The following is a 12,661-nucleotide window of genomic DNA, read 5'->3' as shown; positions in this document are numbered from 1 at the left end:
CAGCCGAATCGTGTCATGACTTCGGGTCCGAAACCGGCGTTTTTCATCAGAAGGCCAGCTACCTCCGGTGGGCCGCGATCAGTTGCTGGTACCAGCGGTGGCTGCGGGGGGCGCCGTGACGAAGGGCGCGGAGTCGGTGCCGGTCGCCTCACAGCTGGCGTTCCACAACCGCTCCGCGACGCGGGTGTCGGTGAGGCGGTCCCACACCGGTTCGCGCCGTGGCCTGCCGCGCAGCCCGAAGACGCGCGGCCCCCACAACTCCCCGCCGAGCACGGCAGGGTCGAGCACGGCCCGGACCGCGGGCCACGCGCCGGCGTGCTTGCCCTGCAGGAGAAGGCCGGCCGGTGCGACACCGAGCCGGGCACCCGCGGTCCGCACATGGACGGGCGGCCGTGACGGGGTGAGCGAGTCGAGCGCCCCGCCGGGATGGACCACGATGCTCGCCACCGTGCTCCGGGCGGCGCGCAGCTTGCGGTCGAGTTCGAGGGCGAAGTGCATCTGGGCCAGCTTGGAGCGGCCGTAGACGCGCTTGGGCCGGTAGTCCTGGAGGGACTGGAGATCGTCCAGGTCGAGTTGCTCGGACTTCGCCGCGAAGCTGCCCATGGTCACGACGCGTGCGGCCGGTGCGGCCGACAGCAGCGGCATCAGCCACCGGGTCAGCGCGAAGTGCCCCAGATGATTGGTGCCGAACATGAGTTCGTGGCCGGCCCCCGTCTCCTGGCGCGGCGGGTCGTCGAGGGCGACGCCGGCGTTGTGGACCACGGCGTCGAGGCGTTCCACCTCCAGGGACTCCACCGCCGGTCCGAGCGACGCGAGGTCGGCGAGATCCAGCCGGACGGCACGCACCTGAGCGCCGGGCACCCGTGAGCGGACCGAGGCACAGGCGGCTTCGGTCTTCGCGGGACTCCGGCCCGCCAGCACGACGGTGGCACCCGTCGCGGACAACTGCTCCGCGATGAAGTACCCGATACCGGCATTGCCGCCGGTCACCAGGAAGACGCTGCCGTCGGCGCGCGGTGGCCGCCGGACATCCCAGGGCGGCGTGGAGGACATGGACGACGGCATGGTGGTGCGGCTCCCTCGCGTCGGGGGCGGCCGCGGCTGTTCCGCGGGACACCCTCGGCATCAAGGTGTCAGCCGCCACCGACATACGGCTGACGGATCACCGACAGCCCCGCAGGTGAACGGGCCGGGCTCAATCGCCGACGGGGGGCTGCCTGTTGTTGAGGTCGCTGTCGATTCCCGTGACGACCGGGGTTCCGAGCGGCGCGTCCTGCGCAGAGAACCCTGTCTCCCGCAGCGCCGTGGACACCAGCCCCGCCGCTTCGAGCTCCGCCTCGTACCGGTCCGCGGCCTCGACCTCCAGGCGGATGGAGAAGGTGTCGTCGTCGTTGAGCGTCAGCAGGTCGATCCCCTCGCTTCTGCTCAGGTCCGTGTGCCGCTTGGCCAGCGCCTCCTCAAGTGCCGCACGGGAGGTGTCGGAGATCCCGGTGACGAAGGTTCCGGGGACGGTGATGACGAAGGTGGTCACGACGGCTCCTGCTTCCGTTGTGTAAGGGCGTCTTGTCCGGCTTCCCCCATTCCCGGCTCGCAACCAGGTGCGGGTGCTGGAGGCACGTCGGCCCGCCCGGAAGCGCCCCGTAGGCTCCCGTTCATGGACCATGTGGACGCGAACCCCGAACGGCTGGCCGGAACATGGCACATCGTGTGCTCGTCGTTCCCCATGTGGCTGGGCGGCAGGCGCACCGACGCCACGTCCACCTACACCCCACTGCCGGGCCGGAATCCGGGCCCGCCCCGGATGCGGGACGAGGTCGCGTACCGGGTACGAGGCCGGACGCGCCGTATCCCGGGCACGGACACCCGGCTGACCTCTCGGCCCGGCACGGTCTACCGCTGGCGGGGCAAGGGCCTCCTGGCGGTGCTGACGAGCGTGTGGGAGGTGAGGGAGACGGGCGAGGACGACGCGTGGGCCGTCATCGCCTTCACCCGGTCGCTGCTCACCCCGGCCGGCGTCGACGTCGTCGTTCGTGCCGACCGCCTCACCGACCGGGGCGTACTGGCCGAGGCCAAGGCGGCGGCCGACCGGTACGGGGCCGAGCCCCTCCCGCTCCCGGACAGCGGATCAGCGCCCGCGTGACCCTGCGCGTCGCCCGGCAGACGGCAGTTTGAAGACAGGCCCTAGCGCTCCACGCGCTTCAGGCCGCGCACGGCCGGGATCGCCAGCAGCAGGACGCAGGCGACGACCGCCATCGACGCGGACACGTAGAGCAGCGGCCCGGACCCCACGACGAGCGCGAGGGGTCCGGCCGCCGCCTGCCCGACCGGCTTCATCACCAGTGAGCCGGCCGCGTCGTACGCGTGCACCCTGCCGAGGACGTTCTGCGGGATGTGGGTCTGCACACTCGTGTGGAACATGACGACCCAGAACGCCATGCCGATGCCGCTCACCCCGTAGCACCCGGCGATGAGCGGCGCGGGAAGGTCGAGAGCGACTCCGAGCGGCATCAGCACCCAGAGGATCATCGAGAAGGCTCCGTCCCGCAGGGGATACCTCGGTCGGAGCCTGATCGCGATGATCCCGCCCAGCACACTTCCCGCCCCCAGGGACGACATGACCAGCCCGAACACGGACGCCCCGTAGTCGGTGACGAGCATGCTGTTGCCCAGGGTGGTGGTGGGACCGGCCCCGGCCAGCTGCCAGAGCATGAAGACGACGATGACACTCCACAGCCAGGTCCTTGACCTGAACTCCCGCCAGCCCTCCACCAGATCGGCCCGGAACGAGGTTTCACCGCCCCGCTCGGCCGGGCCCATCGGGACCGAGCGGAGCCGGAGCAGGCACGCCCCGCTGGCCGCATAGGTCAGCGCGTCGAGGGCGACCACAGAGGCGGGCGAGGAGACCGCCAGCAGCAGGCCCGCCAGGGACGGTCCGATGACGACGGTGACGGACTCCGAGATGCGGAGGGTGGCGTTGGCCCGCTGCACGTCCCGGGAGATGAGCGGCGTGATGCTGGCGACGCCCGGCTGGAACAGCGCGCTGCCCGCCCCGATCAGGGCCAGCAGCACCAGGATCTGCCACAGCCGAGGCGTGCCGAGGAGGAACAGCAGCGCGAGCAGCCCCTGGGAGCACAGCCGGGCCGTGTCGGAGACGACCATCAGCCGCCGGGCACCCAGGCGGTCGGACATCACCCCGCCGAAGATGATCAGTGCCGCGAACGGGGCCACGAGTGCGGCGAGCGCGTAACCCACGCCACTCGCCCCGTACCCGGCGTGGATCACGGCGGCCGTGATCGCAACGGGGAGCATCGCGTCGCCCAGCAGGGAAGTGGTGCGGGCGGTGAAGAACCGGCGGAAATCCGCCGTCCACAGTACTGGACCGGGCGGGGCCTCCTCGGCTCGCAGCTCTCGGGTCACGTCCGAGCCGACCACCACACACCATCCCCTGTACGCCGTTGACTGCGACCCGGGCGACCCTCTCACGCCTTGACCACTGTCGGTCAACGGGGTTTACGGACGCTCCCTAGACTTGGCCGGATGAACCGGACCGATCGCCTCTATGCCCTGGTCGAGGAGTTGCGCGCCGTCTCGCCCCGTCCGCGCAGCGCGCGCTGGCTGGCCGACCGCTTCGAGGTCAGCCCGCGCACCATCGAGCGGGACATCAGCGCCCTGCTCCAGGCCGGCGTGCCGGTCTGGGCCGAGCCCGGCCGCACCGGCGGCTACTGCCTGGACCGGAGCCGGACGCTACCGCCGGTCAACCTCACCCCTGGCGAGGCGGTGGCGATGGCGGTTGCGTTGCGCGGGATGGAGGGAACACCTTTCCGGGCGACCGCCGCGGCGGCGCTGCGGAAGCTGGTCGCGGCCATGGGGGAGGACGACGCGGCGGCCGCGCACGACATGGCCGGGCGCGTCCACCTGCTCGGACCGGTGGACGCGCCCGCGCCCGCGCAGGGGCCGCGAGGGGCGGCGGACGCGCTGTCCACCGGCCGCGTGCTGCGCATCGAGTACGGCGACCGCGAAGGTACCCCGACGACGCGTGACATCGAGCCGCTCGGATACATCGGCAAGACGGGCCACTGGTATCTGCTCGCCTGGTGCCGGATGCGGGACGCCCTGCGCGCCTTCCGTACCGACCGGATCGTCTCCGTCCACGTCACGGCCGAGGTGCCGGAGCCGAGGGAGCTGCGGCGTGAGGACCTCGACATCCCGTACGGCGTCGTGCACCAGCTCTCGCTGAGCTGAGCTCTCGCTCAGCCGACCTGATCAGGCCCCTGCGAACGGTGGCGTGAACACCGAGAAGTGGTTGCCGGCCGGATCGAGCAGATGCGCGAAGGTCACCCCGACCGAATTGACGTGCGGCGCGCGCTGAACGCTGCCGCCTGCCTCCTCGACCCGGCGGCAGGTCGCCTCGACGTCCTTGACGAGCACGCTGAAGACCGCGTAGTCCGGCATCCTGCCCTCGGTCGCGAACAGCCCGCCGTTCATCCCCTCCCCGTCGCCCGTGGTGATGATCCGGTACGCCTGGTCGGTGCTCCTGGTGTCGTCGTGCGCGACCGTCCAGCCGAAGACGTCACCGTAGAACCGCTCCGCCTCCGCCGGACGGGCGGTGCCGATCTCGAACCAGGCGACCGCGTTGAACTGAGCCATGACATACATCCCTTACGTGTTCCGCCGGGCTTGCCCCGGCCCTGACCACTCTGGGTGCCTGCGGCGACAGCCCCCTGTCGGTGTTTCCGAACGGAATCCGGGTGGGCGCGCCCGCCCGCCTCACCACGGCCGGAATGGGATCGTGGGCCAGCGGGTTCGCACCATCGACAGCACCTGAGCGGTAACAGCACCGAGAGCGGATGGCCTTCACATGGGCGAGTTGATCCTGATCCGGCACGGCGAGACCGAGTGGTCCCGTAACGGGCAGCACACGAGCCATACCGACCTGCCCCTGACCCCCCTCGGTGAGCGCCAGGCCCGCGCCCTCGCGCCGCTGCTCGCGGACCGGCACATCGCCCTCACGCTGGTCAGCCCTTCGGTACGGGCCCGGCGCACCGCGGAACTCGCCGGGCTCGCCGCGCCCCGGATCACGCCCGAGCTGCGCGAATGGGACTACGGCGGCTACGAGGGCATCACCACGGACGAGATCCGCGTCGACCGGCCCGACTGGAACCTCTGGACGGACGGTGTCGCAGCCGGCCCGGAGGCGCACCCCGGTGAGAACCCCGTGGAGGTGGGCGAGCGAGCCGACCGGGTGCTCGCGGAGGTCAGGGAGGCGGCAGGACGCGCCGGGGACGAGGACATCGTGCTGGTGGCCCACTCGCACTTCCTGCGCGTCCTGACCGCCCGCTACCTGGGCCTGTCGCCCGCCGAGGGCACACTCTTCCAGCTCGCCACGGGCGCGGTCTCCCGGCTGGGCAGGGAGCACGGCAACCCGGTCATCACGGCGTGGAACGTGTCCCTGCCCGAGAGCCTGTTCCCGACCGCCGTTCCGGACGCCTCCCAGCCCTGACACGGCCGCGGGCCGTGTCCGCGGGGCCGCTCCAGGGCCGGGAGGCCGGGCGGTCAGCCCGCGTCGGACAGCTCCTCGTCCTCGTACAGGCCCGTCCGCCCGCAGGTATTCGGCGTCGGCGTGCGAGGTGTCGCGCTCCCCGAAGAGCTCGTCCCGCCGCCCGCGCAGCAGCGCGAGTGTCTCGGCCGCGGCGGTCTCCGCCATGAGGACCGGGCACACCACTGCGTCCAGCGGGGAGTTCCGGCCGGACGCGAGGCGGGACCGCTCGTAGAGGTCGCGTCCGCCGGCACTGCTCAGCTCGATGCCGAGCTCCGCCGCGTCCGGTCCGCTGCTCGGCAGGGCCGGGTGCCCGTCGTGGGCGCAGCCGGCGTCCGCGAAGCGCGGCAGCGCCTCCTCCACGGCCTCGATCAGGCCGTCGAGTACGGACTTCGTACGCACCATGCCGGAGACCGCGTACAGGTCACCGCCCTGACCACCATGAGACGTCCGGCCCGGTCCGCCGGGGCAGCGTCGACCAGTTCGGACGCCTGGACGCTGATCTCGTCGTCGATGTCCGTCCACGGCTTCGGGTACCCGTGCAGCAGCGCGGAGAGCGTGCTGATCGCGTCCTTGGCCGCCATCGGCAGCCGGGGCGGCACATCGGTGACGGAGCCGGGGTCGATGATGTCCAGGGCAATCCGCGCGAATCCGGCCGCGTTGAGCGGACATCGCCACTCGCTCCGAGGACGGTCCTCCTCCCAGTCGGCCGTCTCGTCGTCGAGCGCGAGAAGCAACTCGGCGAGGTTCTCGTCCTCTTCGTCGTCATGGCTCAGGTACGGATGCGAGTCATGGGTGCAATCACCCCCGCGCAGCGCCCTGTCGGCGGCTTCCAGCGCCGATACGGCCTGCTGTGCGACCCCTGCGCCGGGCACCCACGTCAGGTAGGGGGCCATGAGCGTCAGCCCGACCGTCCACACGTGGGCCGAAGCGCCGCCGGGATCGGCGGCGAGCCGGGCTGCGCAGTCCAGCACCGCCCGGTCGTAGTCGCTGTTGCGGACCTCCTGGTAGTTCTCCCGTATGTCCTCCCAGATCTCGCTGAGTTCGTCGAGCGTCGTGCCGTCCGCGTCCATCACGGTCTTCATGACGCGGCCCGTCCGGGGGAGTTCCCGCCGGAGCGTTTACACTCCCGCACCGCCGCGCTAACCTCCCCGGATCAGCACTTGGGAGCGCTCCCAACTGCTGATCCGGAGAGCATGGGCGGCCGGCGTCTCGTGGGGAGATACCGGCCGCCCGTGCGCGCGCCGGTCCCGCGTCCGGCGCGCACACGGGAACGGGCCGCCCGGAAACCGGGCGGCCCGTCCTCATGCGCTCTGCGGGTGACTCAGGAGATCAGCTCGATCTCCGCCAGCGTCGCCGCCGCCGTGCTCACCAGCCGGTACTTCGCGTACGCCTTCGGAGCCGGCACCGAGAAGACCCGGGTCTGCTTGTCCCAGGCGAACGACTGTCCGGACCGCTTGTCGAGGTCCTTCCAGGTCGTGCCGTCCGCCGATCCCTGCAGAACCCAGCCCGCCGGCGCCTCCGCCGCCGCGTCCGAGGTCAGCGTGTACTGGACCGCCTTCGTGCCGGCGGGGGCCGGCAGCTCCACCGACTCGACCTGGGCGGAGGTCGCCGAGGTGTTGTCGAAGAGGGCGCCCGCGCCCTTCAGGGCGTCCTTCTCGGGGGAGGGCACCTTGTCGTCCTTGGTGATGGAGACCGGGGCCGCGTCCTTGCCGGTGCCCCAGGCCGAAGGCTTCGGACCCATGTCGAAGTCCAGCACGCCGCCCTTGGCCAGCAGGTCGTGCGGCAGCGAGGTGGAGGTCCACTTCTTGCCGTTGACCCTCAGGCCCTGGACGTAGATGTTCTTCGAGCTGTTCTTCGGTGCCCTGACGACCAGGTCGTGGCCGTTCTCCAGGTGCACCGTGGTCTTGGTGAACAGCGGGGAGCCGATCGCGTACTCACCGCTGCCCATGACCAGCGGGTAGAAGCCGAGCGAGGAGAAGAGGAACCAGGCCGACTGCTCGCCGTTGTCCTCGTCGCCGTGGTAGCCCTGGCCGATCTCGCTGCCCGTGTACAGGCGGCCGAGGACCTCGCGGACCTTCTCCTGCGTCTTGTACGGCTCGGAGGCCGCGTCGTACATGTACGTGACGTGGTGGGCGACCTGGTTGCTGTGGCCGTACTGGCCCATCCGTACGTCACGGGCCTCCGTCATCTCGTGGATGACGCCGCCGTAGCTGCCGACGAACTCCGGGCCGGCCGTCTCCGGGGTGGCGAAGTACGTGTCCAGCTTCTTGCCCAGGGCGTTCCGGCCGCCGTACAGGTTCGCCAGGCCCTTGCTGTCCTGCGGGGCGGTGAAGGCGTAGCCCCAGCCGTTGGTCTCCGTGTAGTCGTAGCCCCACACCCGCGGGTCGTACTGGTCGGACGGCAGCCGCCAGTCCCCCTTGGCGTCCTTGCCCTGGAAGAAGCCGGCCTTGTCGTCGAAGAGCTCGACGTAGTTGCGGGCCCGGTTCATGAAGTACTCGGACTCGTCCTTGTAGCGCTGCTTGTGCGTCTTCTTGTAGAGCGCCTGGCCCATCTGCGCGATGCCGTAGTCGTTGACGTAACCCTCCATCGACCAGGACATGCCCTCGTGGGTCGTGGTGTCGGCGTACCCGACGAACGGGGACGTCTCCATGCCCTTGCGGCCGACGCCGGAGGACGGCGGGACCACCGTGGCGTTCTTCAGGGCCGCGTCGTACGCTGCCTCGGCGTCGAACTTCACGCCCTTGACGTAGGCGTCCGCGAACGCGACGTCCGAGGAGGTGCCGGTCATCAGGTCCGAGTAGCCGGGCGAGGACCAGCGGGAGATCCAGCCGCCGTCCTTGTACTGCTGGACGAAGCCGTCCACCATCTCGCCGGCCTTCTTCGGGGTGAGGAAGGAGTACGCCGGCCACGTCGTCCGGTAGGTGTCCCAGAACCCGTTGTTGACGTACACCTTGCCGTCGACGATCTTGGCTCCGGTGTGCGTCGGGGTGTCCGAGCCCACCTGCGGCGAGAACGGCGAGGCGTACTTGTCCTTGCCGCCGACCTTCTCGAAGCCCGAGTTCGGGTAGAGGTAGAGCCGGTACATGCTGGAGTACAGCGTGGTCAGCTGGTCGGCGCTCGCGCCCTCCACCTCGACCTTGCCCAGCAGGTCGTCCCAGGCGTCCTGGGCCTTGTTCTCGACCCGGTCGAAGGAGCGCGAGGCGGGGATCTCCGCGGCCAGGTTCTGCTTCGCCTGGTCGACGCTGATCAGCGAGGTGGCGAGGCGCAGGTTGACGGTGCGGTCCTTGCCCGCGTCGAAGCGCAGGTAGCCGGTCACATCGTCACCGCCGCCGCCGGACAGCTTGCCGCTGCCGGTGACGGGGGCGTCGAAGACGCCGTACACGAAGAGCCGGGTCGCGCCCGTCGAGCCGCCGCTCTTCACATCGGAGAACCCGGTGAAGGAGCTGGTCTTCGCATCGAGAGTGAGCCCGCCGTCGTTGGAGACGTTGTCGAAGACCATGCTCGCGTCCTTGCCCGGATACGTGAACCGCATCCGCGCCGCGTGGTCGGTCGGCGTCATCTCGGCCTTGAGGCCGTTCTCGAACGTGACCCCGTAGTAGTGGGGCCTCGCCGTCTCGTTCTCGTGCTTGAACGGCAGCGCGCGTGCCTCTCGGGAGGCGTCCGGGGTGCCGGAGGCCGCGGAGGGCATCAGCTGGAAGGTCTGCCGGTCGCCCATCCAGGGGCTCGGCTCATGACTCGCGCTGAAGGCCTGCATGGTGGGCAGGTTGTCCGCGTTGTTGCCCGAGGCGTAGTCGTACAGCCAGCTCGTCGATCCGGCGTTGGTCACCGGGGTCCAGAAGTTGAAACCGTTGGGGACGGCGGTGGCGGGGAAGTTGTTGCCCCGCGAGAAGCTGCCGCTGGAGTTGGTGCCGCGGACGGTCGAGGCGTAGTCCGAGAGGTGCGCCTTGCGCTTCTCCGGCGCCTTCGGGGCGATCTTGACGTCGTCGATCCAGCCCTGGAACTTCGACGGGCCCTTGGGGGAGTCGTACGCGACGAGGATCCGGTCGACGGTCTTGCCCGCCGCGACCGTGCCGATGCGCGCGTCGACCTTGTTCCACTGGTTGACGTACAGCCGCTTGGCGTCGGCCTGGCCCTGCGGGGTCAGCAGACCGCCGTTGGAGTCGGTGGCGCGCAGCTCGCTCAGGTACGTGCCGTCGGTGAACGCCAGGTCCACCGCGACGTGCGTGGCCGGGTAGGACAGGTCCGTCTCGCCCATCTGGGGGTAGACCAGATAGGACAGCTCGGTGTCCCGGGTGACGGCGGTGTTGACGTCGAAGACCTTGTTGTACGAGTAGGCCCGGCCGTCCGCCTTGTGGGTGCCCGCGTAACGCAGCGCCTTCTTTCCGGTGAAGCCCGCGCCGGCCTTGGCGGTGGGGGAGCCGGAGGGGCCGCGGTCGATCTGGCTGCGCATGTCGTCGGGGGCCGGGGCGGAGGTGTCCCCGTCGGAGAACTGGACGTCGGCGAGCTGGGTCGCGTCGTCGGCGCCGTTGTTCTTCGTGATGTCCAGGCGGAAGTGCTGGTAGGCCTTGTCCGCCGTGAAGTCGTAGGACTTGGTCTGGAAGCGCTCGGAGAAGGTCTGGCCGGTGCGGGAGTCCAGATCCGTCCAGCTCTTGCCGTCCTCCGAGCCCTGGAGCGTCCAGTCCTTCGGGTCCCGTTCGTCGTGGTCGTCGGCAGAGGTCAGCGCGTAGGTGACGACCTTGACCGGCTCGGACAGATCGAACTCGGCCCAGGCGGTGGGCTTGAACGACAGCCACTTCGTACCCGATTCACCGTCGACGAGGTTTTCCTTCACCTCACCGCCGCCGGTGTTCTCGTCACTCGCGCGGACGTCTGTGACCTTGTCGGTGACATTGCCCGGTATTCCGGCGGAGAAGCCGCCATCGATACCCGATGTCTGCTTCTTTCCGTCCGGGCCTTCTTCGACGGTATTGCGCCAGTCCGGTTGCTTCTCGTCCTCCTCGAAGGACGAACTGAAAGTCCGGTCGCCCGCAGGCTTATGACCCTTTTCTCCTGACCCGGCCGACTGAGCGGCGGCCGCGGTGGGGGCTGTCACGACCAGGACCAGTGAAGCCGCGATCAGCGCGACCGTGCTGTTTTGTCTCTTGCGAGAACCGTGTCGGGGCTGCATGCCGAGCCATTCCTCCCGGGGAAGTGCGCTTGGACAACGTTGTCAGAAGCGTGCGCAAGAACCAGTAGGAAGTGAAGTGCCTGGTGGTGTCAAGGGTGTTGGATGGAAGCCCGGTTCCGAATCAACCGTATTGCGGAAATCGTTACATCTGGAGGAGGCCGTGCGGTGCCGAGGTATCCGCGAGGTCTCAACTCGGGAAAGACTGCCGCTCAAACCTGCATTCGATCTTGCTCAGTTGGCCGCAAGTGGACTATACCTGTCGGCGTCTGCACAGGACTTTTTCATCTGTGCGACAAGGGGGACAACGGGGTCCGGGCAACTCGACGCGCCACAGGTGCGTCGGCTGGCCCCTCCCCCTACACCCCCCACTGCATGGCTAGCCTGCAATCTGCACCACCCAAGCGCAACTGACCGCGGTGGCGGGGCCCTTCGCCTGAGGCGAATATCGATGGGCGACCGGTACAACACCGCCTGAGTCCTGGAGAAGGCGAGGACTTGAGCATGGCATCCACCTCCGCCCGCAAGAATGAGGGCCTTGGCCGTCGCGACGTGATCAAGCGGTCTGCCGCACTCGGTCTGATCACCGTCCCGACAATGAGCTTCCTGTCGGCGTGTGCGAGTAGCGACAGCAGCGACGACGACACGGTCAAGAAGGGCAAGACCAGCGCGAAGAACCCGCTGGGCGTCAATGACACGGCCGGTCTCGACGTGGTCATCTTCAACGGCGGCTTCGGCGAGCAGTACGCCATCGACGCCGAGAAGGAGTACACCAAGGCGTTCCCCAAGGCGAAGGTCAAGCACACCGCGACGCAGAAGATCCAGTCGCAGCTGCAGCCGCGCTTCAACGGTGGCACCCCGCCGGACCTGATCGACAACTCGGGCGCCGAGCAGATGGACATGGGTGTCCTCGTCGGCAAGAAGCAGTTGCTCGACCTGACGCCGCTGATGGACGCCCCGTCCTTCGACGACCCGAGCAAGAAGGTCCGCGACACCCTGCGGCCCGGCGTGCTGGAGATGGGTCAGTTCGACGGCGACCCGGTCTGGATCATGTACTACGCGTACACGGTCTACGGCGTCTGGTACTCGCAGACCGCGCTCGAAGGTCTGGACGCCCAGTACCCCGAGACCTGGGACGACATGCTCGCCCTCTGCGCGAAGGCGAAGAAGAAGGGCATCGCCGGCTGGACGTACGCCGGTAAGTACCCCTACTACCTCCCGTTCTCGCTCTACCCGTTCATCGCCAAGATCGGCGGCCGGGAGGTTCTCGACAAGATCGACAACCTGGAGCCGAACGCCTGGAAGGACCCGGCCGTCAAGGCCGCGTTCGAGGCGTACTACGAGCTCCAGCAGAAGGGGTACATCCTCAAGGGCACCGCGGGCCTGACCCACATCCAGTCGCAGACCGAGTGGACCAAGGGCAGGGCGCTCTTCCTCCCGAACGGTTCGTGGGTGGAGAACGAGGCGGCGCCGACCACGCCCAAGGACTTCAAGATGATGGTCGCGGCGCCGTCCGGCCTGGACTCGTCCGACAAGCTGCCCTTCGGCACCCTCTGGGCGTCCGGCGGCGAGCCGTTCATCATCCCGGCCAAGGCGAAGAACCCCGAGGGCGGCATGGAGCAGCTGCGCATCATGCTCTCCGAGGCGTCCTCGAAGAACTTCACCAAGCAGGTCAAGTCGCTGAGCGCCTACAACGGCGGTACCGACGGACTGACCCTGTCCACGGCCATGCAGTCCGGTGTCGACGCGCTGAAGAAGGCCGGCGACAACGTGGTGAACCCGCGTATGCAGGACTGGTACGTGAAGCTCCAGAAGGAGCAGATCGGTGCGGGCCTCGGCGAGATGATGGCCGGGCGTCTGACGCCCGCAGAAGCCATCAAGAAGATCCAGGCCTACGCGGACGCCGCGGCCAAGGACCAGTCCATCAAGCACTACAAGCACCAGTGAGTAACCGTCAC

Annotated in this window: 10 protein-coding genes; 4 read left to right on the top strand and 6 right to left on the bottom strand. The window is 69.1% G+C overall.

Features of this window, described 5'->3' with window-relative positions; translation table 11 throughout:
• Positions 1-78: 78 nt before the first annotated feature.
• Positions 79-1,065, bottom strand: a complete 987-nt coding sequence (locus tag RLT59_RS07025) for an SDR family NAD(P)-dependent oxidoreductase (protein WP_311302604.1) — start codon at positions 1,063-1,065, stop codon at positions 79-81.
• Between the two features lie 130 nt (positions 1,066-1,195).
• Positions 1,196-1,531 (bottom strand): hypothetical protein, encoded by a 336-nt coding sequence (locus tag RLT59_RS07020; protein ID WP_311302603.1) that lies wholly within the window; start codon positions 1,529-1,531, stop codon positions 1,196-1,198.
• Positions 1,532-1,654: 123 nt separating this feature from the next.
• Here RLT59_RS07020 and RLT59_RS07015 point away from each other — a divergent pair, with 123 nt between their 5' ends.
• On the top strand, positions 1,655-2,140 hold the full coding sequence (locus RLT59_RS07015) for a hypothetical protein (protein ID WP_311302602.1): 486 nt from the start codon (positions 1,655-1,657) through the stop codon (positions 2,138-2,140).
• Between the two features lie 41 nt (positions 2,141-2,181).
• Here RLT59_RS07015 and RLT59_RS07010 read toward each other — a convergent pair whose 3' ends face one another.
• The gene (locus tag RLT59_RS07010; protein ID WP_311302601.1) at positions 2,182-3,435 is read right to left on the bottom strand and encodes an MFS transporter; all 1,254 of its coding nucleotides are present in this window, start codon (positions 3,433-3,435) and stop codon (positions 2,182-2,184) included.
• Between the two features lie 102 nt (positions 3,436-3,537).
• Here RLT59_RS07010 and RLT59_RS07005 point away from each other — a divergent pair, with 102 nt between their 5' ends.
• Positions 3,538-4,242, top strand: coding sequence for a helix-turn-helix transcriptional regulator (locus RLT59_RS07005; RefSeq protein WP_311302600.1), 705 nt, complete (start codon positions 3,538-3,540; stop codon positions 4,240-4,242).
• Positions 4,243-4,263: 21 nt separating this feature from the next.
• On the opposite strand, the gene RLT59_RS07000 is transcribed toward RLT59_RS07005, so the two are convergent.
• Positions 4,264-4,647 carry a VOC family protein gene (locus tag RLT59_RS07000; protein ID WP_311302599.1) on the bottom strand — a complete coding sequence of 128 codons (384 nt, stop codon included), beginning with the start codon at positions 4,645-4,647 and terminating at the stop codon, positions 4,264-4,266.
• A gap of 211 nt (positions 4,648-4,858) precedes the next feature.
• On the opposite strand from RLT59_RS07000, the gene RLT59_RS06995 reads away from it, so the two are divergent.
• Complete coding sequence (locus tag RLT59_RS06995; RefSeq protein WP_311302598.1) at positions 4,859-5,500, top strand: histidine phosphatase family protein; 642 nt, start codon at positions 4,859-4,861, stop codon at positions 5,498-5,500.
• A 407-nt stretch (positions 5,501-5,907) separates the two neighbouring features.
• Here the strand turns inward: RLT59_RS06995 and RLT59_RS06990 are convergent, their stop codons facing one another.
• Positions 5,908-6,621, bottom strand: coding sequence for a hypothetical protein (locus RLT59_RS06990; protein ID WP_311302597.1), 714 nt, complete (start codon positions 6,619-6,621; stop codon positions 5,908-5,910).
• Positions 6,622-6,860: 239 nt separating this feature from the next.
• Positions 6,861-10,706: a GH92 family glycosyl hydrolase gene (locus RLT59_RS06985; protein ID WP_311302596.1), complete on the bottom strand. Its 3,846-nt coding sequence runs from the start codon at positions 10,704-10,706 to the stop codon at positions 6,861-6,863.
• 501 nt (positions 10,707-11,207) lie between these two features.
• Here RLT59_RS06985 and ngcE point away from each other — a divergent pair.
• Positions 11,208-12,650, top strand: coding sequence for an N-acetylglucosamine/diacetylchitobiose ABC transporter substrate-binding protein (gene ngcE, locus RLT59_RS06980; protein ID WP_311302595.1), 1,443 nt, complete (start codon positions 11,208-11,210; stop codon positions 12,648-12,650).
• Positions 12,651-12,661 lie beyond the last annotated feature (11 nt).

The organism is Streptomyces sp. ITFR-6 (assembly GCF_031844725.1).
Taxonomy (GTDB): Bacteria; Actinomycetota; Actinomycetes; order Streptomycetales; family Streptomycetaceae; genus Streptomyces.
The sequence above is the reverse complement of the archived record's forward strand: the minus strand, read 5'-3'. Positions and strand labels throughout refer to the sequence as shown.

Bases quoted from the DNA above. Each gene is read 5' to 3' on its own strand.
- RLT59_RS07005 (WP_311302600.1), top strand. From the start codon at position 3,538: ATGAACCGGACCGATCGCCTCTATGCCCTGGTCGAGGAGTTGCGCGCC.
- RLT59_RS07000 (WP_311302599.1), bottom strand. From the start codon at position 4,647: ATGGCTCAGTTCAACGCGGTCGCCTGGTTCGAGATCGGCACCGCCCGT.
- RLT59_RS07015 (WP_311302602.1), top strand. From the start codon at position 1,655: ATGGACCATGTGGACGCGAACCCCGAACGGCTGGCCGGAACATGGCAC.
- RLT59_RS06995 (WP_311302598.1), top strand. From the start codon at position 4,859: ATGGGCGAGTTGATCCTGATCCGGCACGGCGAGACCGAGTGGTCCCGT.
- ngcE (WP_311302595.1), top strand. From the start codon at position 11,208: ATGGCATCCACCTCCGCCCGCAAGAATGAGGGCCTTGGCCGTCGCGAC.
- RLT59_RS06990 (WP_311302597.1), bottom strand. From the start codon at position 6,621: ATGAAGACCGTGATGGACGCGGACGGCACGACGCTCGACGAACTCAGC.
- RLT59_RS07025 (WP_311302604.1), bottom strand. From the start codon at position 1,065: ATGCCGTCGTCCATGTCCTCCACGCCGCCCTGGGATGTCCGGCGGCCA.
- RLT59_RS06985 (WP_311302596.1), bottom strand. From the start codon at position 10,706: ATGCAGCCCCGACACGGTTCTCGCAAGAGACAAAACAGCACGGTCGCG.